Annotated in this window: 21 protein-coding genes and 1 pseudogene; 1 reads left to right on the top strand and 21 read right to left on the bottom strand. The window is 68.9% G+C overall.

The features are described 5' to 3' along the window. Positions 1–86 precede the first annotated feature (86 nt). Both pdxT and OG804_RS12895 read right to left on the bottom strand, forming a co-directional pair. Positions 87–740 carry a pyridoxal 5'-phosphate synthase glutaminase subunit PdxT gene (gene pdxT, locus OG804_RS12890; RefSeq protein ID WP_328397209.1) on the bottom strand — a complete coding sequence of 218 codons (654 nt, stop codon included), beginning with the start codon at positions 738–740 and terminating at the stop codon, positions 87–89. 105 nt (positions 741–845) lie between these two features. Beyond that, positions 846–1664 (bottom strand): acyl-CoA thioesterase, encoded by an 819-nt coding sequence (locus OG804_RS12895; RefSeq protein WP_328397211.1) that lies wholly within the window; start codon positions 1662–1664, stop codon positions 846–848. Positions 1665–1758: 94 nt separating this feature from the next. Between OG804_RS12895 and OG804_RS12900 the strand changes: the two genes are divergently transcribed. After that, positions 1759–2373, top strand: coding sequence for a hypothetical protein (locus OG804_RS12900; RefSeq protein WP_328397213.1), 615 nt, complete (start codon positions 1759–1761; stop codon positions 2371–2373). Positions 2374–2419: 46 nt separating this feature from the next. On the opposite strand, the gene pdxS is transcribed toward OG804_RS12900, so the two are convergent. From pdxS to OG804_RS12995, 19 genes and pseudogenes are all read right to left on the bottom strand, one after another. Next, complete coding sequence (pdxS, locus tag OG804_RS12905) at positions 2420–3340, bottom strand: pyridoxal 5'-phosphate synthase lyase subunit PdxS (RefSeq protein WP_328397215.1); 921 nt, start codon at positions 3338–3340, stop codon at positions 2420–2422. Positions 3341–3720: 380 nt separating this feature from the next. Further along, positions 3721–4776, bottom strand: coding sequence for an NUDIX hydrolase (locus OG804_RS12910; protein WP_328398362.1), 1056 nt, complete (start codon positions 4774–4776; stop codon positions 3721–3723). Beyond that, the gene (locus OG804_RS12915) at positions 4776–5900 is read right to left on the bottom strand and encodes a glycosyltransferase family 4 protein (RefSeq protein ID WP_328397217.1); all 1125 of its coding nucleotides are present in this window, start codon (positions 5898–5900) and stop codon (positions 4776–4778) included. Before OG804_RS12915 ends, OG804_RS12910 begins: the two co-directional genes overlap by 1 nt. After that, the gene (locus OG804_RS12920) at positions 5897–6868 is read right to left on the bottom strand and encodes a phosphatidylinositol mannoside acyltransferase (RefSeq protein ID WP_328397219.1); all 972 of its coding nucleotides are present in this window, start codon (positions 6866–6868) and stop codon (positions 5897–5899) included. The genes OG804_RS12915 and OG804_RS12920 overlap by 4 nt, the downstream gene beginning before the upstream one ends. Then, positions 6865–7533 (bottom strand): phosphatidylinositol phosphate synthase, encoded by a 669-nt coding sequence (pgsA, locus tag OG804_RS12925; RefSeq protein ID WP_328397221.1) that lies wholly within the window; start codon positions 7531–7533, stop codon positions 6865–6867. The genes OG804_RS12920 and pgsA overlap by 4 nt, the downstream gene beginning before the upstream one ends. Beyond that, on the bottom strand, positions 7534–8139 hold the full coding sequence (locus OG804_RS12930) for an HIT family protein (protein WP_328397223.1): 606 nt from the start codon (positions 8137–8139) through the stop codon (positions 7534–7536). It abuts the gene before it with no gap. A 36-nt stretch (positions 8140–8175) separates the two neighbouring features. Then, complete coding sequence (thrS, locus tag OG804_RS12935; protein ID WP_328397225.1) at positions 8176–10248, bottom strand: threonine--tRNA ligase; 2073 nt, start codon at positions 10246–10248, stop codon at positions 8176–8178. Positions 10249–10492: 244 nt separating this feature from the next. Further along, positions 10493–11194 (bottom strand): (2Fe-2S)-binding protein, encoded by a 702-nt coding sequence (locus OG804_RS12940; RefSeq protein ID WP_328397227.1) that lies wholly within the window; start codon positions 11192–11194, stop codon positions 10493–10495. Further along, complete coding sequence (locus OG804_RS12945; protein WP_328397229.1) at positions 11161–11661, bottom strand: TIGR02611 family protein; 501 nt, start codon at positions 11659–11661, stop codon at positions 11161–11163. Before OG804_RS12945 ends, OG804_RS12940 begins: the two co-directional genes overlap by 34 nt. An 82-nt stretch (positions 11662–11743) precedes the next feature. Beyond that, positions 11744–14053 carry a SulP family inorganic anion transporter gene (locus tag OG804_RS12950; protein WP_442941816.1) on the bottom strand — a complete coding sequence of 770 codons (2310 nt, stop codon included), beginning with the start codon at positions 14051–14053 and terminating at the stop codon, positions 11744–11746. A 251-nt stretch (positions 14054–14304) separates the two neighbouring features. Beyond that, on the bottom strand, positions 14305–16554 hold the full coding sequence (locus OG804_RS12955; protein ID WP_328397231.1) for a SulP family inorganic anion transporter: 2250 nt from the start codon (positions 16552–16554) through the stop codon (positions 14305–14307). 737 nt (positions 16555–17291) lie between these two features. After that, the gene (locus OG804_RS12960) at positions 17292–18482 is read right to left on the bottom strand and encodes an aminoglycoside phosphotransferase family protein (RefSeq protein WP_328397233.1); all 1191 of its coding nucleotides are present in this window, start codon (positions 18480–18482) and stop codon (positions 17292–17294) included. A gap of 218 nt (positions 18483–18700) precedes the next feature. Then, positions 18701–19018, bottom strand: a pseudogene (locus tag OG804_RS12965) (cytochrome P450); the annotation flags it as partial. Between the two features lie 164 nt (positions 19019–19182). Continuing rightward, positions 19183–20550 carry an AMP-binding protein gene (locus OG804_RS12970; RefSeq protein WP_328397235.1) on the bottom strand — a complete coding sequence of 456 codons (1368 nt, stop codon included), beginning with the start codon at positions 20548–20550 and terminating at the stop codon, positions 19183–19185. Then, the gene (locus OG804_RS12975; protein WP_328397237.1) at positions 20543–21145 is read right to left on the bottom strand and encodes an energy-coupling factor transporter transmembrane component T family protein; all 603 of its coding nucleotides are present in this window, start codon (positions 21143–21145) and stop codon (positions 20543–20545) included. Before OG804_RS12975 ends, OG804_RS12970 begins: the two co-directional genes overlap by 8 nt. Continuing rightward, positions 21142–21822 (bottom strand): energy-coupling factor ABC transporter ATP-binding protein, encoded by a 681-nt coding sequence (locus OG804_RS12980; protein WP_328397239.1) that lies wholly within the window; start codon positions 21820–21822, stop codon positions 21142–21144. Before OG804_RS12980 ends, OG804_RS12975 begins: the two co-directional genes overlap by 4 nt. After that, positions 21819–22946: a thiolase family protein gene (locus tag OG804_RS12985; protein WP_328397241.1), complete on the bottom strand. Its 1128-nt coding sequence runs from the start codon at positions 22944–22946 to the stop codon at positions 21819–21821. The genes OG804_RS12980 and OG804_RS12985 overlap by 4 nt, the downstream gene beginning before the upstream one ends. Next, positions 22943–24052, bottom strand: a complete 1110-nt coding sequence (locus tag OG804_RS12990) for an AMP-binding enzyme (RefSeq protein WP_328397243.1) — start codon at positions 24050–24052, stop codon at positions 22943–22945. The genes OG804_RS12985 and OG804_RS12990 overlap by 4 nt, the downstream gene beginning before the upstream one ends. Continuing rightward, positions 24039–24629, bottom strand: coding sequence for a biotin transporter BioY (locus tag OG804_RS12995; protein ID WP_328397245.1), 591 nt, complete (start codon positions 24627–24629; stop codon positions 24039–24041). Before OG804_RS12995 ends, OG804_RS12990 begins: the two co-directional genes overlap by 14 nt. Positions 24630–24730 lie beyond the last annotated feature (101 nt).

The following is a 24730-nucleotide window of genomic DNA, read 5'->3' on the forward strand; positions in this document are numbered from 1 at the left end:
TCGATGGCAGGTGTGCTGGTCCACGCTACCGGCTGGTCGAGCGGACAATTCCGCCACCCTACTCGGGGCGACGCGCCGGGGCGCGCTCAGCGAGCGCGAACGAGGTCGACGAACATCCGGTGCACCCGGTGATCACCGGTGACCTCGGGATGGAACGCGGTCGCCAGCACACTGCCCTGACGCACCGCCACGATCCGGCCCGCGGCGGGACCGCCGGGCACCCTGGCCAGCACTTCGACCCCGTCGCCGGCCCGCTCCACCCACGGAGCGCGGATGAACACCGCGCGCATCGGCCCGCCTTCGAGGCCGGCGAAATCCAGATCCGTTTCGAACGAATCGACCTGTCGCCCGAAGGCGTTGCGCCGCACGGTCATATCGATCCCGGACAGATGCCGGGCATCGGGCCGGGTATCGAGCACCTCGTCGGCCAGCAGGATCATTCCGGCACAGGAACCGAATGCGGGCATACCATCGCGCAGTCGCGCCCGCAGCGGCTCGAGAAGTTCGAAGATCTCGAGCAGTTTGCTGATGGCGGTCGATTCACCACCGGGCAGCACCAAGGCGTCGACGGCGGCGAGTTCGGCCGGGCGGCGCACCAGCACCGGTTCGGCTCCGCACAGGTCCAGCGCCGCGACATGCTCGCGCACATCGCCCTGTAGGGCGAGCACACCGATAGTGGGCGGGTCGCCGGAGTCCGGCGCCGCCACCCTCGAGTCCTGGAAAACCGCGGATTCGTTCACTCGTGCGAGCTTACGAGCCCGGCCGTTGTGGGCGAGGTCACCCCGGACCGCCATGAGCCGGGCGAACGATCGGCGCGCGCAAGAAGACCGGTACCCGGCCCGCGCTCACTCACGCAGGTTGCGGATCAGCCCCTCCTGGACCACCGCCGCGACCAGTCGGCCGCCCCTGTCGAAGATCTTCCCGCCCGTCAGCGCGCGACCGAAACCGGCAGACGGCGAGGACTGGTCGTAGAGCAGCCAGTCATCGGTGCGGAACGGACGCAGGAACCACATCGCGTGGTCGAGCGAGGCGTTCTGCGTGTGCTCGTCGGGATGGGTGACCTTGGACGAGCCGAGCAGCGTCATATCGCTCATATACGCCAATGTGCAGACATGGAACAGCGGATCGTCGGGCAGCGGATGCCGGTAGCGGAACCACACCTGCTGGGGGGACACCACGCCGGGCCGCTGGGTCACCTGGTCCTGCGGTACCGGGCGGATATCCCAGTGCTCCCATTCCCGCATGGCCCACAGCCGCTCCGGGTCCATGGTGCTCTTGGCGTCGGGGAGATCGTTCGGCGGCTCCACATCGGCCATCTCGTCCTGATGCGACGGGCCGTCGTCACCGATGTGGAACGAGGCCGACATGGTGAATATCGCGTCGCCGTCCTGCACCCCGGTGACCCGGCGCGTGCAGAAGGAGCGACCGTCGCGGATACGGTCCACCATGTAGACGGTCGGCGCGGACGGATTACCGGGCCGCAGGAAATAGCCGTGCAGGGAATGCACCTGAAAACGTGGCTCCACCGTGCGCACCGCCGCGACCAGCGCCTGACCCGCCACCTGTCCACCGAAGGTGCGCTGCAGCTGGGTCTTGGTGGACGCGCCGCGGAAGATATCCCGCTCGAGGCGTTCGATCTCCAGTGCCTCTTCGATAGTCGCCATCCGCTGACATTATCCCGAGCCGTCCGATTCCCACGATCCGGTCACGGGTAATCCCCGTCACCGGTCAGCGGGCCGGAACTGCTGTGATGGTCGGATGCCGCGATTCACTCCGATCACCCAGGACGCCCTCGCCGAACTGCTGACCCGGCGGCTGCGCGAGCTGAGCGGATACCGGGTGGTCGCCGTCGACGGAGCCGACGCGGCAGACCCGCTGGAGTTCGCCCGCCGCGCCGCCGACCGGGTCCGCGCCGACGGCCGCCCGGCGGAGCCGGTCTCGCTGCACGACTACGTCCGGCCCGCGTCGTTGCGCATGGAGTTCGGCCGCGACGAGACCGCCTACCGCACCGGCTGGTTCGATTACGCGGCGCTGCGGCGCGAAATCCTCGATTCCCTCCGGGCACACGGCCGCTGGCTACCCGCGCTCTGGGACGAAACCGCCGACCGCTCGGCGCGAGCGCACAGCCGGGTCGCGCTGCCCGGGACGGTGCTGTTCGTCGCGGGGCCGATGCTGCTCGGCCGCGGACTGCCGTTCGACCTCACCCTCCGGCTCGATCTCGGCGCGGCCGCGCTCGGCCGCCGCACCCCCGACGAGGCGGCGTGGACGATCCCGGGGCTGCTCGCACACGAACGGGACAGCACCGGGACACCCACCTATTTCGTACGCTGGGACCATCCGGACCGCCCCGCGCTGCGCGACGGAACCGGCTGATCAGGTGGGGTGGGTCCGCTCGCGAGCGGGCCCCCGCCCCGCATCCTCACCAGCCGCGTTCGGCGAGCCGGTGCGGCTGGGGGATCTCGTCGACGTTGATACCGACCATCGCCTCGCCCAGTCCGCGCGAGACCTTGGCGAGCACATCGGGGTCGTCGTAGAAGGTGGTGGCCTTGACGATCGCGGCGGCGCGCTCGGCCGGGTTACCGGATTTGAAGATGCCCGAACCGACGAATACGCCTTCCGCGCCGAGCTGCATCATCATGGCGGCGTCGGCGGGGGTCGCGATACCGCCGGCGGTGAACAGCACGACGGGCAGTTTCCCGGTCTCGGCGATCTCGCGGACCAGTTCGTAGGGCGCCTGGAGTTCCTTGGCGGCGACGAACAGCTCATCGGCGGGCAGCGAGGCCAGCCGGGTGATCTCCTGGCGGATCTTGCGCATATGGGTGGTGGCGTTGGACACGTCGCCGGTACCCGCCTCGCCCTTGGAGCGGATCATGGCCGCGCCCTCGGTGATCCGGCGTAGCGCCTCACCGAGATTGGTGGCGCCGCAGACGAACGGCACCGTGAAGTTCCATTTGTCGATGTGGTTGGCGTAGTCGGCGGGGGTGAGCACCTCCGACTCGTCGACGTAGTCGACACCGAGGCTCTGCAGGATCTGCGCCTCGACGAAGTGCCCGATCCGGGCCTTGGCCATCACCGGAATGGAGACGGCCTCGATGATCCCGTCGATCATGTCCGGATCGCTCATCCGGGATACGCCGCCCTGGGCGCGGATATCGGCGGGCACCCGCTCGAGTGCCATCACCGCGACCGCCCCGGCGTCCTCGGCGATCTTGGCCTGGTCCGGGGTGACGACATCCATGATCACCCCGCCCTTGAGCATCTCGGCCATACCGCGCTTCACGCGGGCGGTTCCGGCCTCGCGAGTCGCTTCGCTGGTCTGGGTGGTCTCGGGCGTGGTCACGGCAGCTCCTGTGTCTGTTGCCAGGTGGATCCTCGATGAACACCACGATTCTAGGTGGGCCGAAAAACCTTCTTCATAGCCAGTTGGCGGACACTGGACTGTTGGCGACCAGGGCTGATCGGCCGGAACTCGGATACTGGACCGGAAAACAACACCGCCGGACCGGTGGGACACCGGCCCGGCGGGGCGTTGACGAACCGATTCAGATCGGATTCACCACCAGCAGCTTCGCCCAGTACTCAGCGGCGCCGGGACCGAGAATCGGCAGCAGGTAATCGAACAAGATGTAGGACACGTATTCACCTCCACACACCGAATCGACATATCTCCGGTGTATCAAACCGTTCGCGACACTATCACGACAGTGAGCCCGGTCACACTCAACGGATGGAACGGACTTCCGGATCTCCCTCGGCGTCCGCCGCCCGCGCCGCCTCCGCGAGCAGTTCGTCCAGGTGGTAGGGATAAACCGTCTCGCCCGCGGCGACCAGGGCCCGGATTTCGGCGGGGCCGCACCAGCGGTTTCCGGTGATGGAGCGTTGCTCCACAAAGGTCAGATCCGTGGCCTCGGGATCGAAGCGCGGCACGCGCAGCGCGAAGAAGAGTTCCTCGGAGCGGATCAGATCGCCGTTGAACGGGAATACCGCGACCCGCCGCCAGATCGGCCCGCGCAACGCCGACGGATCGGCGGTATGGCCCGTTTCCTCGTACAGTTCGCGCACCGCGGCCGCGCGCAGTGTCTCCCCCGGCTCCACTCCGCCGCCGACGGTGAACCAGAACGACACCTCCGGAACCAGCGGGTCGTGGCCGCGCATGAGCAGGATCCGATCCTGTTCGTCCAGGAGCGCGACCCGGGCCGAGACGCGCGTGGTGTCCACCTCCAGTCCGGTGGCGGCGGCGGGCGTGGCGCGCTCGGCGATCTCGAAATAGGTGGGCATCGGCGCGGTACCGCCGAGATGCAGCCAGCGCACCGGCCGGCGGGTGCGCAGCCCCAACGTGTCGCGGACCGCGTCGTTGTGGAAGCGGCGCGCGATCAGCACGCGTGCTTCGGCGTCGGCGAGTTCGGCCACCTGCTGCGGGGGCAGCCGCGCGATATCGACCGCCGACAGGGTGGCCGCCAGCTGGTTCTCCACCGGTTCCCGGTCGTCTCGACCCGTCCGCTCGGCGCGATCGGCGAGCACAGTGAGCCGGCGGGCCAGTTCGGCCGGGGGCGGGTCGGTGTCCGAACCCGACGCCGAGCCGAGCAGTGAGACGGCGACCCCGCGGGCCACCACGGCACGCCGGGCCAGCGCCGCCTCGAGGGCGTGCCACGCGAGGTCGGTGCGCACATGCAACCGGTCCAGCCGATTGGCGGTGGAGAAGGCCCAGACGCCGAGAGCCACCACCAGCGCGGCCACCAGCGCGAGGACGAGAACGGTGGTCGCGGAGAACGTGATCATCCGGCCACCCGGACCGGCAGATCGGCCACCACGACGGTTTCGTAGACCCGCAGGATCTGCTCGGCCACGACCGGCCAGTCATAGCTCCCCACCACCTGGGTCGCGGTTCGCACCAGGCCGGTGCGGCGCGCGTCGTCGGTCAGCACACTGTCCAGAGCTTCGGCCAGCGCCGTCGAATCACCGATCGGGATCAGCAGGCCCGCGGCGCCGTCGCGCAGGACCCGCCGGAAGGCGTCGAGTTCGCTGGCCACCACGGCGGTACCGGCGGCCATGGCTTCGATGAGGATGATCCCGAAGCTCTCCCCGCCCAGATTCGGCGCCACGTACACATCGGCGCTGCGCATGGCCGAGGCCTTCTCCATATCCGAGACCTGGCCGAGGAAGCGCAGGTGCCGCGCGAGCGGGCCGGCTTCGCGGCGCAACCGTTCCTCGTCGCCGCGACCGACCACCAGGACCTCCACCTCGGGGTGGCGGGCGACCAGAGCCGGGAGCGCGTTCAGCAGCACCTGCATGCCCTTGCGGGGCTCGTCGTATCGACCGAGGAACAGCACGGTGCCGCCGCGGCGCGGGTAGCCGGGCAACAGCGGAGCCCGGCTGAACGCCTGCACATCGACGCCGTTGGGGATCTCCACCGCGTCGGAGCCCAGAGCCTCCACCTGCCAGCGCCGCGCCAGTTCCGACACCGCGATCCGGCCGCTGATCTTCTCGTGATACGGCCGCAACACGCCCTGGAATGTGGACAGCACCAGCGATTTCGTGGTGGAAGTGTGGAAGGTGGCCACAATCGGCCCCTCGGCGATCTTCAGGGCCAGCATGGACAGGCTGGGCGCGTTGGGTTCGTGGATGTGCAGGACATCGAACTCATTGCTCTCGATCCATCGGCGGATCCGCGTGTAGGCGGTCGGCCCGAAGGAGAGTCTGGCCACCGACCCGTTGTAGGGGATCGCCACGGCCCGCCCGGCCGAGACCACGAAATCCGGCAGCTCGGTACTCTCCGAAGCGGGCGCCAGGACACTCACTTTGTGTCCGCGTTCGCGGAACACCTGCGCGAGCTCCACCACATGGGCCTGTACGCCGCCCGGTACGTCGAACGAGTAGGGACAGACCATCCCGATTCTCATAGGGCGAGGTCTCCACCGGCGTCGATCGACTCTTCGTCGCGCCGTGCCTGTTCGGCGTGGATCCGGTCCAAACGAGCTTCGGACAGGTCCGTTTCCCATAATGGCTGCAACATATGCCAGTCGGCCGGATGCTCGGCGATACCGGCCGCGAAACGGTCGGCCAGCGCCTGAGTCGCTGTCGCGATGCCGCCCGAGACGTCCAGCGGCCCGTGCACGCGCACCATCCAGTTTTCCCGATCTTCGTCGTCGACGGTGAACCAGACGTGCACCGGTATGAGCGCGGCCCCGGTCTCCACGGCGAGTTTGGCCGCTCCGGCCGGCATCCAGGTGCGTTCACCGAAGAAGGTCACCGGTACGCCGCGACCGGTGAGGTCCCGCTCCCCCATCAGGCATACGATCCTGTTCTCCCGGAGCCGCCGCGCCAGCGCGGCGAACGGCGGCTGCTCGCCTCCGGTGAGGGGGAAGACTTCGAAACCGAGGCTCTCCCGGTAGGCGACGAACCGTTCGAACAGGGACTCCGGTTTCAGCCGTTCGGCGACGGTCGTGAAGGGCCCGTAGTTCTGCACGAGCCACGTTCCCGCCATATCCCAGTTGCCGGAGTGCGGCAGCACGAACACCACGCCGCGACCGCGGGCCAGGGCGGCGTCGACATGCTCGAGTCCGAGCAAAGTGATCCGGCCGGACTTCACCAGGCCGGCGTGATCCATGCTCGGCAACCGGAACGCCTCCCGCCAGTACCGGGCATAGGAACGCAGACTCGCCCGGATCAGCTCGTCGGGAACATCCTCCGGGGCCACCCCGACCACTCGGGCCAGATTGCGCCGCAACTGGACCGGCCCACCGCTACGGGCCGCGAGATCGGCGCCGCGGTCGAAGATCCGGCGCGCCGCCCGATCCGGCAGAGCGCGCACCAGCCGCCAGCCGGCGGCGTAGCCGCGATCACTGAGCACGGCACGCACTCCGGTCACGACGGCTGCTCCGATCCCGTGTCCGGTGTCCGCAGGACCTCTCGGGCGCCGGGCGAATTGCGGACCGCCAGTACGCGCTGCACCACGGTCACGATGCTCAGCACGGCCAGGATCCACATCGCCACGTGCACGGCCCAGGTCAGCCAGTCGATTCCCCAGTACCCGCCGATACCGGTCAGGCCCGCGCCGACCAGCACGATCACCAGCCGGTCCGGTCGCTCGATCAACCCGCCGTCGGCGGACAACCCGCTGGCCTCGGCACGAGCCTTGGCATACGAGATGACCTGCGAGGTCACCAGCACCACCAGGGTCGCCACGAACAAGGGCCGGCCCTGGTCGTGGTAGACCGCCCACCAGGCCAGCGATCCGAAGATCGCGCCGTCGGCGACCCGGTCACAGGTCGCGTCGAGAACCGCCCCGTACCGCGTGCCGCCGCCCCGGGCCCGGGCCATCGCGCCGTCGAGCATGTCGAACATGACGAACAGCCAGATGAGCATGGTTCCCCAGAACAGATGCCCGGTGGGGAACAGGGTGACCGCGGCGGCGATCGAGGCGGCGGTGCCGATCAGGGTGACCGCGTCGGGGGTGAGGCCGGTCCCGATCAGTGCCCGGCCCAGCGGCGCGGTGGCCTTGGCGAAGGTCGCCCGGCCGAAGATGCTCAGCACCTACCCCTCCTCCCAGGCCGACGCGAGCAGGGATCGCGTTTCGCGTAGCAGCTGTGGCATCACCTTCGCCCCGCCGATCACCGTGATGAAATTCGCGTCCCCACCCCAACGCGGAACGATGTGCTGGTGCAGGTGGTCGGCCAGCGATCCCCCCGCCACACCGCCGAGGTTGAGCCCCACATTGAATCCGTGCGGCCGCGACACCTTCTTCATCGTCCGGATGGCGCGCTGCGTGAACTCCATCAGTTCGGCGGATTCGGCGGCGGTGAGATCCTCCAGGTTCGCGACCCGGCGATAGGGCACCACCATCATGTGACCCGGGTTGTAGGGGTACAGGTTCAGCACCGCGTACACCTGTTCGCCACGGGCGACGACCAGACCGTCCTCGTCGGACATGGTGGGGATATCGGTGAACGGGTGACCGGTCGCGCCTTTGGGCGGGGCGGTGGCGGCTTCCGCGATATAGGACATCCGGTACGGGGTCCACAATCGCTGCAGCCGATCCGGTTCGCCCGCACCGCGATCCACGATCTCACCGGAGGGCCGGTCGGCCGCATCGGACTCCTCCGATCCGGTCAGGCCGTCCGGTACCGTGCGCTCACTCATGCTCCATACCCTTTCCCCGCCCGGGCGGACCCGATATCACTCGGGCGCACCGCCTTCGCCGTCCACCAGGGGACGAACCGTTTCCGCGGTGGGCGAGGAATTGTCACGGCGGCGGACCCACTCCACGACCACCCGCACCGCGTCGCCCACCGGCACTCCGTTGACCTGGGTACCGTCGCGGAACCGGAAGCTCACCGCGCCGGCCTCCACGTCCCGCGCGCCGGCCAGCAGCATGAACGGCACTTTCTGCGCGGTGTGATTGAAGATCTTCTTCTGCATCCGGTCGTCGCTGCGATCGAGCTCGGCCCGGACCCCGGCGGCACGCAGCTGCCCCACCACTTCGTCCAGATGCGGGACGAAGGTATCGGCTACCGGGATGCCGACCACCTGTACCGGCGCCAGCCAGGCCGGGAAAGCGCCCGCGTAATGCTCGGTGAGAACGCCGAAGAAACGTTCGATCGACCCGAACAGGGCGCGGTGGATCATCACCGGCCGTTTCTTCGTGCCGTCCGAGGCGGTGTATTCCAGTTCGAACAGGTCCGGTTCGAAGAAGTCGAGCTGAATGGTCGACATCTGCCAGTTCCGGCCGAGGGCGTCCCTGGTCTGCACCGAGATCTTCGGGCCGTAGAAGGCGGCGCCCCCCGGGTCCGGCACCAGTTCGAGACCGGACGCCTCGCCCACCTGGCGCAGGGTCTCGGTGGCCTCGTCCCACAGATCGTCGGAGCCGACGTACTTGTCCGGGTCCTTGGTGGACAGTTCCAGATAGAAGTCGTCGAGACCGTAGGCCTTCAGCAGGTCCAGCACGAACCGCAAGGTGCCGGTCAGTTCCTCGACCACCTGCTCCTGAGAGCAGTAGAGATGCGCGTCGTCCTGGGTGAAACCGCGGGCGCGGGTCAGCCCGTGCACCACGCCGGACTTCTCGTAGCGGTACACCGAACCGAATTCGAACAACCGCAGCGGCAGTTCCCGATACGACCGGCCGCGGGACCGGTAGATCAGATTGTGCATCGGACAGTTCATCGGTTTGAGGTAGTAGTCCTGCCCCGGCTTGCGCACGGTGCCGTCCTCGTTGAGTTCGGCGTCCAGATGCATGGGCGGGTACATACCGTCGGCGTACCACTCCAGGTGCTTGGAGGTCTCGAACAGATGCGCCTTGGTGATGTGCGGGGTGTTGACGAACTCGTAGCCCGCCTCCACATGCTGCTGGCGCGAATAGTCCTCCATCTCCTTGCGGATGATGCCGCCCTTGGGGTGGAACACCGGCAGGCCCGAGCCCAGTTCGTCCGGGAAGGAGAACAGATCGAGTTCCAGGCCCAGTTTGCGGTGGTCGCGCTTCTCCGCCTCCGCGAGCATGTGCAGGTATTCCTCCTGCGCCTCGGCCGATTCCCAGGCGGTGCCGTAGATCCGCTGCAGACCCTCGCGATTCTGGTCGCCGCGCCAGTAGGCGGCCGAGCTGCGGGTCAGTGTGAAGGCGGGGATGAACTTGGTGGTGGGAATGTGCGGACCCCGGCACAGGTCGCCCCACACCTTTTCGCCGGTACGCGGATCGAGGTTGTCGTAGATGGTCAGCTCGTTGCCGCCGACCTCCATGACCTCCGGATCGTCGATCCCGGATTTGTCGCCGATCAGCTCGAGCTTGAACGGTTCCTTCGCCAGTTCTACGCGCGCCTGGTCCACCTCGACCACTCGGCGCGAGAACCGCTGCGCGCCCTTGACGATCTTCTTCATCCGGGTTTCCAGCTTGGCCAGATCCTCGGGGGTGAACGGGCGGTCGACCCGGAAGTCGTAGTAGAAGCCGTCCTTGATGGGCGGGCCGATGCCGAGGACCGCCTCGGGGAACTCCTGCTGCACTGCCTGGGCGAGCACATGCGCGGCCGAATGACGGATCACGCTGCGCCCGTCCTCGGTGTTCGCGGCAACCGGCACGACCTCGGTATCGAGATCGGGGGTCCAGGAGAGGTCCTTGAGGTCGCCGGCGGCGTCCCGGACGACGACAACGCTGTCCGGGCCCTTGGTCGGCAGGCCCGCCTCGCGCACCGCGGCACCGGCCGTCGTCCCGGCAGGCACCCGGACCGGGGTGGCTGGGCTACGGGGGGCTGTGGTGGTCACGGTGGCGCTCTCCTCTGGGTCTCCGCGGCCGGATGCTCCGGCTCGCTCGGCTTCGGATCGCGTCGTCACTGCGGCTCACTCCGGCCCAGTGACGGCTCGATCCGTCTACGGTGGCCGGGCGCAGCCCGGCCGCGACCATGCTATCGGCACAGCCGGTAACGCGTGTCGATGGACCGGGCGAGGTCGGCCGAGACAGGTGTACGACCGCCCGGCGGGTCGTCGCCGCGGGAGCCGGACAGGCGAGTCAGCCCCGCCGCGCGTAGTCCGCGAGCAGTGCTTCCCGCTCCTCGGGGCGGCGTTTGGGGCAGCTCACGCATTTTTCACACCCGGGCGCCTCGTACACCAGACAGCAGGACACCCGCCGGACGAACGTGCGCCCGGCGACCTCCACGAAGCGGGGCGCGGGCAGTGCCGCACCGATGGCCTCGGCCAGCCGCCGGCCGACCGGCGGCTGCCCGGCGTCGACCGCCCAACTGGCCAGCGCATCGGTGACCACCGCCCACAGTGCCGGTTCCCGGACTCCGGAGACCGCGGTGAGGCGGTCGATCACCGTGGTGAGAGTCTCCCGCAGTGCGACGCCGATATCGGTGACCGTAGCTGTCGTCTCGGCCGCGGCCGGGTGCGCGCCGACAGCGGCGGGCCGTGCCACGTCCGGCACGCCGTCGTGAATACCGACCCGCTCGACCGTCCCGTCGGCGCGCAGCGTCAGTACGAGCCGGTCCAGCGTGGGCGCCGGTAGCGGCAGGTCCTGTGCAACCGCGCGCACGACCTGCTCCACCAGCGCCGAGGCCGTCGTACACCACCACAGGGTGCCGCCCACTCGCGGCGAATCGGTCCCCCAGGAGGTATTGAGATCCGCGATCCGGGCGGCCAGCCACGCGTCGTCGGCGAGCATCGGCCCGTGCACCGGGTTCACGACATCAACGGGCTGCGCAACCACTGCCATTCGACTCCGATCCAGTCGCCGACCAATCCGAACGTCCCGAGCACCCACAGGGTGGCCACGACCACCGCGCAGGTCGCCAGGAAGGCCAGCACCTGTATGAGCGGACCGCGCGAGATGTACCAGGCCATCCCACGGCGGTATTTGTCCCGCAACCACACCAGTGCGCGCCGCGCCACCGCGAATTCCGTGGCGAGAATGCCGATACCGGCGAACACGAGCGCCCAGCCGGGGCCGGGGAACGGAATGGTGACCACTCCGACGACGAACACCGCGGTGCCGACCACCGCCACCCCGACCCGGTAGCCGAGCTCGAGAGTAGGACGCCGCGCGATCCGGTCCCGGTAGGCGCGCCAGGCGGCGGGACCCGGCCGCCGCGGCGGGTCGGATTCGATATCCGCCGCGCCGGTCTCGGCGCCGGCGCCCTCCGGGCCGGGCCGGTCGTCGACGGTATCGGAACGCTTTTTCACAACGACCAGCCTACGAGTGCCGCACCCGCGCCGGCGTACCGTGACCCGCCGGCCACGGCCGGGCGGGTCGCACGGCGCCCGGTCATCCGCTCGTCGATGCCGTTTCCCGCTGCAACCGGGCCGTGAGACGCTCGTTCTCCTCGATGGGCGCGACCCCGTCGGTCCGCACCTCGATCACCCGGGCGCTGGCGATATCGAAGAACAGCCCGGAGGTGGTGAGCCCGCGGTCCTCGACGGCCCGCCGGACCGCGGGATGGCTACGCAGATTCTCGAGCTGCACCGCGATATTCACCATGCTCAACTGCTCCACCGGACCGAAACCGGCCGCGGCAGCCGCCCGACCGACCGGATGACCGGCCCGGAACCGCTCCAGGCTGGGTTTCCCGTATTCGAGCCACCGGTCGATGCCCGGTCCCGCGGATTCGCCGGAGTGCAGCGCGCCCATCGCCCCGCAGGAGGAGTGGCCGCAGACCACCACCGACCGGACGTTGAGCTTCTCCAGCGCGAAGACCAGCGCGGCCTCCACCGAGGCATCGCCGTGTTCGGGCACCAGATTGCCCACATTGCGGACGGTGAACAGGTCGCCCGGGCCGCTGTTGGTGATGACATTGGGCACGATCCGCGAATCCGAGCAGGTCAGGAAGAACGAATCGGGGTCCTGCCGATGACGCAGTTCGTCGAGATGCGGACGGACCAGATGCGCGTGGCTGCGGTGGTAGGCGGCGATACCGGTGACCAGCGGGTCGTGGCTGCCGCCCGATCCGTTCGACGCACCGCCGCGCTCGACCTGCCACGGTCCGAGGACGTCGTCGAGTTCGACCCGGCCCATGCTGCGCGACGGGGGCGAGGCTTCCGCGTTCGCCATCCGGGCGGCCCCGATCTCCACGAAGTCGACACTGCCGCCGTTGCTCTCGTGCTGACGCGCCCAGTCGGTGATCGCGTCGTAGGAGGCGTGATCGAGGAAATCGACGGTCAGTTGCACGGTCACCGGCACACCCTGCGGCACTGTGGCGAATGTCGACGACAGTTTCGGCAGCGACAGGAAGGTGCAGGAGCCGTCGATCCGGACCAGCCAGCGATCGGTACCGCCGAGCGGTTCGGCGGTGACCGCGACCCGCACGACCCGCCAGATCAGCAGCGCGAAGGCCAGCGCCAAACCGATCAGCACACCCTCCAGCAGGTTCAGGAACACCACGGCGGCCAGGGTGACGGCGTAGACGAGCAGGTCGCCGGTCCGGTGCGCGAGCCGGATATGCGCCATTTTGACCAGTTGCACGCCGATGAAGATCAGCAGGCCGGCCAGTGCGGCCAGCGGGATCTGTTCCACCAACGAGACCAGGGCCACCGAGAAGACCAGCAGCCAGACACCGTGCAGTACGGCCGAGGCGCGGCTGCGCGCACCGGCCGCGACGTTGGTGGAGCTGCGCACGATGACGCCGGTGACGGGCAGGCCGCCGAGCAGACCCGACAGCACGTTCGCCGACCCCTGACCGATCATTTCGCGGTCGAAGTCGGCGCGCGGACCGGTGTGCATCTTGTCGATCGCGACGGCCGACAGCAGGCTCTCCACACTGGCGATGAGGGCGAAGGTCAGGATCATCAGCGCGACCCCGGCCCAGTCGCTGCGGGGCAGTTCGGGCAGACCGATCGCATCGAACAGCGAACCGTCCAGGGCGACCCGCTTGACATCGAGGGAGAACCCCAGCGACAGCCCGGTGGCCACCACGATCGCGGCCAGGGCGCCGGGGACGATCTTGACCCGCTCGGGGAGGTACTTCCAGCCGAGCATGATCGCGATGACGACCACGCCGAGGAAGGCGGCCGGCCCGTGCAACGAGGCCAGCTGGGCGGGCAGTTCGGTGATGTTGATCCAAGCGGTGCTGTTGGATTCGCCACCCAGCAGTACGTGCAACTGCTGGAGTGCGATGGTGATGCCGATTCCGGCGAGCATGGCGTGCACCACCACCGGTGCCACCGCCAGTGCCGCCCGGGCGATCCGGCTCAAGCCGAACAGAATCTGCAGGATTCCGGCCGCTACGACAATGAATCCGGTTACTCGCCAACCGAATTGATGGATCGACTCGGCGACGATCACGGTGAGACCCGCGGCCGGTCCGCTCACTTGAAGAGCGGAGCCGCCGAGCGCGCCGGCGACCACACCGCCGATGACGGCGGCGATGAGTCCGGCGGCGACCGGCGCACCGGACGCGATTGCGATACCCAGTGAAAGCGGTAGCGCGACAAGGAAAACCACGATGGAAGCCGGTACGTCGTGGCGCAGGATCGAGGTAAGCCAGGCTGGGGTGGTTCTGGGTCCGGACCCAGCGGGCTCGCGCCCGTCCGGGCCCGAACCAGTAGCCGGCACGGGGGAATTCGTACTTTGGGTTGCCATCGTTCTCCTTCGCGAACTCGGCTGGAGCCGAGGTCGGCTGACGATCAACGTGCCCGCTGGGACACAGACCGCGAACCGGCATCTCGCGGTGAAGTAGGTACTCGGCACAGCAACGGGCCGAGTTTTAAACCGTATCCATAGTAACGGTAATGACTTATCAAAATCTGAGAAGGCACCCCCACCGCTGGTGACAACCCGGCCTTCGCGGACCGCCGCCCCGCCCCTGCGTCACGTCACACCCGGCCACCTCCTCACACAGTCCCCGCCGACGCCGGTTCGCGCTGGAGTTGCGCCAGCAACCCGTCCGAATCCTCGATGGGAGCGATCCCCTCCACACCCACCTCGATGAACCGAGCGCTGGCGATATCGAAGAACAGACCCGAGACGGTCACCCCACGTTCCTCGACCGCGCGGCGGACCGACGGATGCCGCCGCAGGTTCTCCAGCTGGACCGCGATGTTCACCATGCTCAACTGTTCCACCGGACCGAAGCCGGCCGACTCCGCGGCGGCGCCCACCACATGTCCGGCCCGGTAGCGGGCGAGACTCGGCTGCCCGTATTCGAGCCACCGGTCGATGCCCGGTCCCGCCGACTCACCCGAGTGCAGGGCGCCCATCGCCCCGCAGGACGAGTGACCGCAGACCACCACCGTGCGGACGTTGAGTTTCTCGAGCGCGAAGATCAGCGCAGCATCGACCGATGCGTCCCCGTGCTCGGGGACCAGATTGCCCACATTGCGGACCGTGAACAGATCGCCCGGCCCGCTGTTGGTGATCACATTGGGCACGATCCGCGAGTCGGCGCAGGTGAGGAAGAAGGAATCAGGGTCCTGTCCGTCACGCAGCTCGTCCAGATGCGGCCGCATCAGATGGGCGTGGCCGCGGTGGTAGGCGGCGATCCCGCTGACCAGCGGGCCACCTTTGTGACCCGGCTTGTTCGACGCACCGTCGCGGTCCACCCGCCACGGTCCGAGGACATCGTCGAGCACCACCCGGCCCAGACTGCGGGACGGCGGCGCCGCCTCCGCCCGGGCCATCCGCGCCTCACCGATCTCCACGAAATCGACAGTGCCACCGTTGCTCTCGTGCTGTCGCGCCCAGTCGGTGATGGCATCGTAGGCAGCGTGGTCGAGGAAGTCCACGGTGAGCTCCACCGTCGCCGCCGCGCCCTGCGGGACCTCAGCGAAAGTGGTGGACAGTTTCGGCAGGGAAAGGAAAGTGCAGGAACCGTCGATCCGGACGAGCCAGCGGTCGGTTCCGCCGATCTGTTCCGCCGTCACCGCGACCCGCACGATCCGCCAGACCAGTAGCGCGAAGGCCAGCGCCAAACCGATCAGGACGCCTTCGAGCAGGTTCAGGAACACCACCGTCACCAGGGTGACGACGTAGACGAGCAGATTGCCGGTGCGGTGCGCGAGCCGGATATGCGCCAGTTTCACCAGCTGCATTCCGATGACGATCAACAGGCCGGCCAGTGCGGCCAGCGGGATCTGTTCCACCAGCGACACCAGGGCCACCGAGAACACCAGCACCCACACACCGTGCAGGATCGCCGAGGCCCGGCTGCGGGCGCCCGCCGCGACATTGGTGGAGCTGCGCACGATGACGCCGGCTACCGGCAGGCCGCCGAGCAGACCCGACAGCACGTTCGCCGACCCCAGGCCGATCATCTCGCGATCGAAGTCCGTCCGCGGCCCGGTGTGCATCTTGTCGACTGCGACGGCCGACAGCAGGGTCTGCACGCTGGTGATGAGTGCGACGGTGAGGATCATCATGACGACGGCGGCCCAGTCGCCGTGCGGCAGTTCGGGCAGCCCGATCGCGTCGAACAGCGATCCGGACAGAGCGACGCGCTGCACATCCAGCGACAACAGCAGCGACAGTCCTGTCGTCACCACGATGGCCACCAACGCCCCGGGCACGACTTTGACGCGTTCGGGCAGCTGATTCCAGCCCAGCATGATGACGATAACGGTCACCCCGAGAAACGTCGCAGGACCGTTCACGGAGCCGAGCCGGCCCGCGAGTTCGGTGATGTTCGCCCAGGCGGCACTGCTGGATTCACCGCCGAGCAGCACATGAAGCTGCTGCAGCGCGATGGTGATCCCGATACCGGCGAGCATCGCGTGCACCACCACCGGAGCGACCGCCAGAGCCGCGCGGGCGATCCGGCTCAAGCCGAACAGGATCTGCAGCACGCCGGCCGCAGCGACGATGAAACATGTTGTGCGCCAGCCGAATTGATGTATCGATTCGGCAACCACCACGGTGAGTCCGGCAGCCGGACCGCTCACCTGCAGAGCGGAGCCGCCGAGTGCGCCGCCGACGATCCCGCCGATGACAGCAGCGATGAGCCCGGCGGCCACCGGTGCGCCGGAGGCGATCGCTATGCCGATGGACAGGGGTAGGGCGACGAGGAAGACCACGATCGAGGCCGGTAGATCGTGGCACAGGATCGAGGACAGATCGAAGGTCCGAAAGCGGGATCCGGGTCCGGCCATCGACGCAGCCGAACCCGATCCAGCTGGTGACACAACGGAATTCGGGCTCTTGGTTGCCATTGCTCTCCTTCGCCGACTCGGCGTGAACCGAGGTCGGTTGACGATCAACATGTCCAATCGGGCACAGACCGCGAACCGGCATCTCGCGGTGAAGCAGGTCCTCGGCACGGCAACGGGCCGAGATTTAAACCATCGCTACAGTATTGGTAAAGCCTAAGCAAAACCTGAGAAGGAGCCACCAGAAGTGGCGATACCACCTCCGCGGTGAGGGCACGGCGACGATCTCACCATCGGAACCATCTGGATCGAGCCAGTTCGACTACAGAATACTGTTGAAAACCCTTGCAGGACAGCTGATCGAGCCTGAGAGACGGTGACCGGACGAACCGGGACAACCCACCGCCGCAACCGGATCCGAAACATCCCGCAGATGCGAGATGCCACAGTCCGGCTCCTCATATAGTAAAGAACTACCCAAACTTAGCAATAGAGGTAGTGAGTCGAAAATGACAATCGCTACATAATCGAAACGTGTCACTGCATGCGGCCGATGAGCGTCGGCGTGCGACGGCCCCCGCATGACCAGGCCGTCGGCGCCGCCCGCGACGCCCTCGCGCCCGATCGGGCGAATCGCGCCTCCACTGGGACGTTGACCAGTAGAAACACAGAGTTAACCGCTTACCGTGCGGAGACGCGGCTCGTGGCGGTGAGGGACACCGATGTTTCCGGTGGACGCGCTACTGCGCCAGGCTGTCCAGTGATTCCAGGTCCACCACGGCCTGCAGGATCCGCTCGACGTTCGCGATGCTGATATCGCGCGGCTGCATATCGGGCTGCATCCGGCCCTGGCCCAGCGTGCCGACCCAGGCGAAAACGCCCTGGAAGGTCTGCTGCCGGTATTGCAGCCACGCCTCGTTGAATCCGGGTGCCGCGCCACCGGCGGCCCGCAACCGGTCGAGGTAGAACTCCAGCAGGTCGCGCTCCCATTCCCGGCGCTGTTCGATCGTCAACGCGGACATGATCGCGTACGCGAAATCGAGCGCCCAGTTCCCGCGCAGGGTGCACTGCCAGTCGTAGAGACCCATCCGGCCGTCACCGGTGACATACCAGTTTCCCGCGTGGACATCCGCGTGCAGCAGCGTCTGCGGCGTGTCCGCGTGCAGTGCCATCGCACGGAACAGGCCGGGCCACAATTCGTCCTGCCGGCTGCGCAACTCCGCAGGCATCACCTCCGCGCCGCGCGCGAGGCCGTTACGGAACATGCGGCCGGTGTTGATCATGTTGTTCATGGTGGTGTGCCACTGCTCGCCGGTGAGCAACCAGTCGAAATCGGTCCGCAGCCGCGGACTGTCCCAGTACGCGCCGTGGTAGATCGCCAGCTGGCCGACCATGTCCTCGGCCATCGCCCGATCCAGCACGCGGGTGAGCGGATTGCCGAAAGTCGCACCCTTGGTGGCCACGACGTCCTCGAGGACGAACAGCGACCGGTAGGACCGTGGATCGAAGGCCGCGTGATAAGCCCACGGCGCCTCCATATCCAGTTCCGGCCGGATGCGGCGATAGAACCCGGACTCGTTCCCCAGCAGCGCGCACAGCCCGCAGACCACTCGCATCGTCAGCGCCGCCGTGGATTTCGTGAACAGCTCGGTCGGCAACTCGGCCGCCGTCCCCGCCTCGTTGTACCGGACGGTCAGCCCGCGCCGTGATGAGGTGCCGTTGCTGCCCTCGGTCAGCGAGAACGACTCCACCCGGGCATCGGGATGCTGCGCGCACAACGCGGCGGTGAGCCACTGTTCGGTCAGCAGTTCGGGCGCCGCGGGCACCTCGCCGATCTCGGTGGCAGCCGTTCTGCTGATCACATCCCGCAGGTAGAACCCCGCGATACGCGTGGTGAGCGCAACCGCCCTGCCCTTTTCTCGAATCGACACCTCGACCACCCGAACCCTTCACCCATCAAACGAAACTCTGCGATCAGCACAATAATTGGTGCAGCCAACGCTGCGCTCCCATCCGTGGAAACCGGCAGCCGTCACCACGGCGCACGACCGCCGGCGGGCCCGGGCACGCGCTACGCGGTCTGCGGTCGCAGCGGCGCGGACTCGGGGAAGCCGACCGGCAGTGCGGTGAGCGAACGGTGGAAGGGGCCGGGACGCCATTCCAGCATCGAAAGGACCGGGCAGTCGCGCGGGATATCGCGCTGCCACATCCGGGAATCCGCGGGAAAGTGCTCGGGATCGTTCAGAATCCGTACCGCGGTGTGGTAGCCGATGACCAGCGTCGCCGGAATCCCCGGCGCCAATTCGACCGGCACCAGCGCACCGTACCGGCGGCGCATGTCCTGATAGGCCCGATGCGGCGTGGTGGCGATCTCGTCGGAGTACAGCGGAACACGCGGCCCATCGGCCTTCTCGGGGGACCCGAAAGCGACCGGCGCGGAGGGCGGCGTGGGGCTCGGTGAGATCAGTGGGTCCTCCAGTCGCGGCAGCTCGTACCCGACGCCCGATGTCCGCCGACCGCTGGACCCGGAAGCGTCGGAAAGGCGAGATTACCTGGTAATAGACGATTTTCACACCGCTGGGACCGGGCTCCGCGCGACCGCACCCGGGTGCGCCCCGTCCCGCCGCGGGATCAGGCGAACAAGGCGGTCAGCGCCGCGCGATCCACTTTGCCCCGGGGAGTGCGCGCAAGACTGTCCACCACCAGGATTCTGGACGGCACACTCGGGCTCGGCAGGCTCGCCCGCAGTCGCCGCCGGATCTCCGCGAGGCCGGGAGCCCGCTCGTCCACCACGATGACGGCCACCGGAACCTGACCCCACCGCTCGTCGGCGATCCCGACACACGCGGCCTCGGTGATACCGGTGACGGCGGTCAGCACGGCTTCCACGGCCGCGGGCTCCACATTCAGGCCGCCGCGGATCAGAGTCTCGCTGTCCCGGCCGAACAGCCGCAGCCGGGTGCCGTCGAGTGCACCGCGGTCACCGACCGACACCCATCCGCCGACCGGTCCGTCCACCACCCCGTGTTCGGTGAGGTACCCGCGGAACACCATATCGCTGCGCACGAAGACCCGGCCGTCGCGGATCTCCACCCCGACCCCGTCGAACAACTCCCCCGCCGCGGTCTCGTCCGCGTCGCCGAGACCGCGGTCGTAGGAGACGAAGCTCAGCTCCGATGCCCCGTAGAAATGGGTGAGTGCGGCCGCGGGCAGCACCTCCCGCAGCGCCGCCCGCGCGTTGCGGGGCCATCGCGCGGCGGACGAGAGCACCTCCCGGACGCCTGTGACCGGCGCGATACCGGACCGCACCACGTCCCAGGCGATCGTGGGCACCGAGTACAGGTGGGTCGCACCGGGCAGCGCATCCGTGACCGGACGCAGGTCGACCGTCGCGCCGCGGGTGAGCGCGTGCAGCGCACCGTAGAGGAAATGCGTGTGGTCGAGGACGCCGGGGATCGCGACCCGGTCTCCGGGGGTGATGTCGAAGGTGCGGTCGGACCGGTCCAGGGTCGCCGCCCAGGACGCCTGGTCGCGGACGAACAGTTTCGGTTCACCGGTGGTCCCGGAGGTGATGCCGACGAGCAGTTCGGATTCGGGCCGGGCCGCCCCGCTCGCCCCGGCCGACTCCAGCACGGCCGCCGTCCGGATCTCCCCGTCGAACCCGAGCCGCCGTAACCGGCGGTGCTGAGCCGGGGCCGCCACCACCGCGCCGGGATCCGCGACCGCCAGCACCCTGCGCAGCTGGTCCGGTACCAGATGCCGGTGCAGCAGTACGACACTCACTCCCGCTCGCATCGCCGCGACCACCGTGACCAGTGAGCCGATATCGGAGGTGGGCAGCACCGCGACCCGGCGCATACCGGCCAGGCCCGCTGCGGTCCGGGTGACCCGCCTCCAGAACTCCCGGTAGTCGATCTGCGCACCGGTCACGACGATCGCCGGCGCCTCGGGCGAACCGGCCGCCTGCCGGGCGATTCGCTGCGTGAGCAGCTCAGTCATCGTCGACCCCGCGCGCGGCGAGCGCGTCGCCCATGGCGTCCGCGGTGCGCAGTGACCGCACCAGCACCGGGGTGACCAGCGCGGTGACCGACCACTGCAGTCCACGCGCGCGGCGCGCGTCGGCGACCTCCCGCACGATTTCCGCGAGCACCGGCACACAGCGAATGGCCAGCGCGAGCAGCAGCCCGATACGGTCCGGGTCGACGCCGACCCGGCGCAGCGGGCCGAGCGCCCGGGTGACGGCGTCCAGCATCTCGGTGACCCGGGTGGTCAAGGTGACCAGCGCGGCGAGCGCGACGGAGAGCAGGAGCAGCCCGCACACCACCACCGCGCGGGCGGGCGAGGTCGTGAACACCTGTACGACACCGATGATCGCCAGCATCCACACCACCGGTCGCAGCTGCGCGAGCGCCGTACGCCACGGGATCCGGGCCAGCGCGAACAGTCCGGCCGCGACGACGGCGAGCACCAGAAGCTGCGGCGGGGTCCGCACGAAAACCGTCGCCGCCGTGATGGTCACCAGCAGCAGCACCAGCTTCACGGCGGCCGGAGTCCGGTGCACGATCGAGTCCCCGGGACGGTAGAGACCGATCACCCGACCAGCTCCCGGTAGGCGGGGACCGCCGCGGCCGGGTCGCCGTCGAAGGCCACCGCCCCGCCGTCGATGACGATCACGCGCTCGAAGCTGTCCAGCAGCGACAGCTGATGGGTCACCACGATCACCTGCTGATCGACGGAGTCCAGCGCACGGGCGACCATCCGGGCGTTGCGCAGGTCCAGCAGGGTGGTCGGCTCGTCGGCCACGATCACCTCGGGCCGGCGGATCAGTACCGCGCCAAGGGCGAGCAGTTGCTTCTGCCCACCCGACAACAAGTGCGACGGATGTTCAGCGTGTCCGGCGAGGCCGAAACGCTCCAGCGTCTCGCGCACGCGATCGGCGACCTCCGGTTTGCTCAGTCCGGTCCGACGCAGTGAGAAGGCGAGATCCTCGGCCACCGTCGGCATGACGATCTGCGTATCGGGGTCGGTGAACACGAAACCGACCTTGCGCCGGACCCGGCCGCCCTTGCGGGAGGCGTCCAGACCGTCGACGGTGACGGTGCCGGAGGTCGGGGTGAGCAGACCGTTGATCATGCGGGCCAGCGTGGACTTCCCCGAGCCGTTGGCGCCGATGACGCCGACCCGGCGTTCACTGATCCGGAGGTCGATCTCACGCAGCACTCGCCGTTCGCCGAACGAATGGCTCACTGCCTCGAAGACGATCTCGCTCACGCCACCCGCTCCACGAGTACCGCGATGCCCTGACCGCCGCCGATCGCGCAGGCCGCGAGACCGAGCGACGGACCGCCCGGGCGCAGCATCTGGCTCGCCAGCCGGACGAGCAGTACCGCGCCCGAGGCGCCCCACGGATGACCCATCGCTATCGCGCCGCCTTCCGGGCAGATCAGGGATTCGTCCAACTCCAGTTCGTCCGCGACGGCGAGCACCACGGACGCGAACGCCTCGGTGATCTCCACGACCTCGAGGTCGGCGACGCGGCGCCCGGCCCGGCGCAGTACCGAGCGGATCGCGGGCACCGGCCCGAGGCCGGGCAGGGCCGGATCCGATCCGGCGACGGCCGAGCCCACGATACGCAGCGCGGGCAGTCCGGCGGCGCGGTCCTCGGTGGTCACCGCCACCACCGCCGCACCGTCGGAGATACCGCAGGAATTGCCTGCTGTGGCCGTGCCCGCCGCCCCGAAACTCGGACGCAACCGGGCCAGGCGCGCCGCGGTCATCCCCGGACGGACACGGGCGTCGCGCGCGACCGCGCCCACCGGCACGATCTCCGCCGTGAAATCCGCGGCCGCGGCGAGAGTGTGGGAGCGGGCCGCGTACTCGTCCTGTCGCTCCCGGCCGATACCGCGCACTCGTGCGAGGTCGTCGGCGGCGACACCCATATCGGGGTCGGGAAATCCGGCGGGCGCGAACGGCGCGCGGGTGTACCGCACGGGGTCGGCGCCGGGGGTCGGCGGCCAGTACCGCCACGGCGCGGTACTGGCCGATTCGGCTCCACCCGCCAGGATCAGCTCGTCGACGCCGCTGCGGACGCGCAGTGCGGCCTGCATCACCGCGTCCAGGCCGGAACCGCATTGACGGTCCACGGTGACGCCGGGAACCTCCACCCCCAGGCCGGCCCGGAGCGCCGCCACCCGCGCCAGATCGCCGCCCGGGCCGAGACAGTTGCCGAGGACGACGTCGTCGATCCCCTCGTAGATACCCGCCTCCCGCAGCGCCGACACCGCGGATTCCAGTACGGGCGCGGCCAGATCCGCCACGGTGAGCGCGGCGAACCCGTGCCCCGCGGTGCCGATCGGGGTGCGCCGTGCCGCGACGAGTACCGGAACCGGATTCATGCCAGCAAGTCTTTCAACCTGCCGCGAGCGATCTTCCCGGCGGAGGTGGTGGGCAGTTCCGCGAAGGTCACCCAGCGGCGCGGCATCGCTTCCTTCGCCAGGATCCCCCGCGCCCGCCGCCGGACGTCGTCGACCTCGACACCATCCAATTGCACTGCTGCCGTGACAGTTTCACCGAATACCTCATGAGCGGACCCGACCACGGCGGCAGCCACGACACCGTCGATATCGCTCAGCACGCGCTCCACGTCCTCGGCGACGACACTGGTGCCGCCGACATTGATCACCGCCTCACCCCGGCCGTGAACCGTCAACTCGCGGTTGTCCCCCAGCTCGGCCAGATCACCCACGCAGCACCAGTCCGGCGCGCCGAGCACCGTGTACGGCGAGCGCACGTAGAGCAGCCCGCCGCGGATCTCGGCGTCCACGTCGTCCAGCAACCGCAACGGCGCCGGGACCGCACGGGCGGCGACCAGCGAGACCTCGGAGGATCCGTAGTACTCGACCACACGAAGATGCCCGGCGGCCGCCAGCGCGCCCGGGTCCGGTCCGATCCCCGCGATGACGGCGGTACGCAGCAATGGCGCGGTGCGTACGATCTCCCGCAGTTTCGCGGGCACGGCGTGCACGACGGTCGCCGACGCCGGATCGTCGGTGACGCACGCACCGCACCACAGCGCGTGCAGGGCGCCGAACAAGTGCATGGTGGCGTGCAACGGACCCGTGAGCAGTACCCGGTCGGCGGGTGTCACGCCGGTGATCGCGGTGAACGCGGGAAAGCTGTCGTACCAGGACGCGGCCGTACGCGCGAGGGGCCGCGGCCGCCCGGTCGACCCGGAGGTGGCGACCAGCAGGAACGCCGCGTGCGGCGGCTCGGACCGGGCCGGCCGGGCAGCCGGGTCCTCGACGGTGACGGGCATCCCGCGGCGCGCGGCCGCGCACACGCAGACCAGGGCGTCGGCGAGCGGCAGCGCGGACGCGTCGTAACCGCCCGCGCCGGGTTCGTAGCGGTCGATCCAGCGATCGAGCTCGGCGTAGCTGTGGACGCGCCCGCCGATCGCGAGCGCGGGCGCCGCACCGGCGCCCCCGAGTTCACGACCGGGCACTGATGAGTCCCGGATAGGCGCGGTGCACACCCTTCGCCACCACCGTCGCGACCACCACTTTGAGCAGGTCACCGGGCAGGAACACCCCGTTGGAGGTGAGGGCGGGCCAGAGGCCGATATCGGTGCGCAGGAGCAGTCCGAGGGTGCCGAAGAAATAGATCACGACGATCCCGCCGACGGCATTGATCAGCAATGCGGGCACCAGCGGATATTTCGGCACGATCCGGGCGGTGAGCAACCCGATGAACAGCGTCGCGGGGATCCAGCCGATCAGGTACCCCGCGCTCGGACCCGCCAGTGCGGTCAGCCCGGTCCGCCCCCCGGACAGCAACGGCAGGCCGATGAGTGTGAGCGCGATGAACACCGCGACGGCGGCGGTGCCCTTGCGCGGGCCCAGTACCGCCCCGGCCAGGATGACCCCGAGCGTCTGCACGGTGATCGGTACACCGCTGAAACCCACGGTGATCGCACCCGGCAGTCCGAGCGCCGCGATCAGCGCGGCGAAGACCGCGATCTGCGCCATCTCCCGCGCCGTCACGCGGTTCCGCGGCGCCCGCGCGTCCTCGACACCGTTCATGACGCCATCCTTCGCGATACCCAGCTTGAACGTCGTTCAAGATAGCAATGCCCCCGGGCGCACCCGCCACCCAGGTCGCCACGATCGCCGGAGCGCCTATC

Source organism: Nocardia sp. NBC_00416, assembly GCF_036032445.1.
In the GTDB taxonomy this organism is placed as follows: domain Bacteria; phylum Actinomycetota; class Actinomycetes; order Mycobacteriales; family Mycobacteriaceae; genus Nocardia.

What these genes read in the sequence shown, in the direction of transcription:
- OG804_RS12995 (WP_328397245.1), bottom strand. Translation starts at nt 24,629, where the DNA reads ATGAACGGTGTCGAGGACGCGCGGGCGCCGCGGAACCGCGTGACGGCG.
- OG804_RS12915 (WP_328397217.1), bottom strand. Translation starts at nt 5,900, where the DNA reads ATGAGAATCGGGATGGTCTGTCCCTACTCGTTCGACGTACCGGGCGGC.
- OG804_RS12985 (WP_328397241.1), bottom strand. Translation starts at nt 22,946, where the DNA reads ATGAATCCGGTTCCGGTACTCGTCGCGGCACGGCGCACCCCGATCGGC.
- OG804_RS12900 (WP_328397213.1), top strand. Translation starts at nt 1,759, where the DNA reads ATGCCGCGATTCACTCCGATCACCCAGGACGCCCTCGCCGAACTGCTG.
- OG804_RS12955 (WP_328397231.1), bottom strand. Translation starts at nt 16,554, where the DNA reads ATGGCCGGACCCGGATCCCGCTTTCGGACCTTCGATCTGTCCTCGATC.
- OG804_RS12940 (WP_328397227.1), bottom strand. Translation starts at nt 11,194, where the DNA reads ATGGCAGTGGTTGCGCAGCCCGTTGATGTCGTGAACCCGGTGCACGGG.
- OG804_RS12970 (WP_328397235.1), bottom strand. Translation starts at nt 20,550, where the DNA reads ATGACTGAGCTGCTCACGCAGCGAATCGCCCGGCAGGCGGCCGGTTCG.
- OG804_RS12930 (WP_328397223.1), bottom strand. Translation starts at nt 8,139, where the DNA reads ATGAGTGAGCGCACGGTACCGGACGGCCTGACCGGATCGGAGGAGTCC.
- OG804_RS12950 (WP_442941816.1), bottom strand. Translation starts at nt 14,053, where the DNA reads ATGGCAACCCAAAGTACGAATTCCCCCGTGCCGGCTACTGGTTCGGGC.
- OG804_RS12895 (WP_328397211.1), bottom strand. Translation starts at nt 1,664, where the DNA reads ATGGCGACTATCGAAGAGGCACTGGAGATCGAACGCCTCGAGCGGGAT.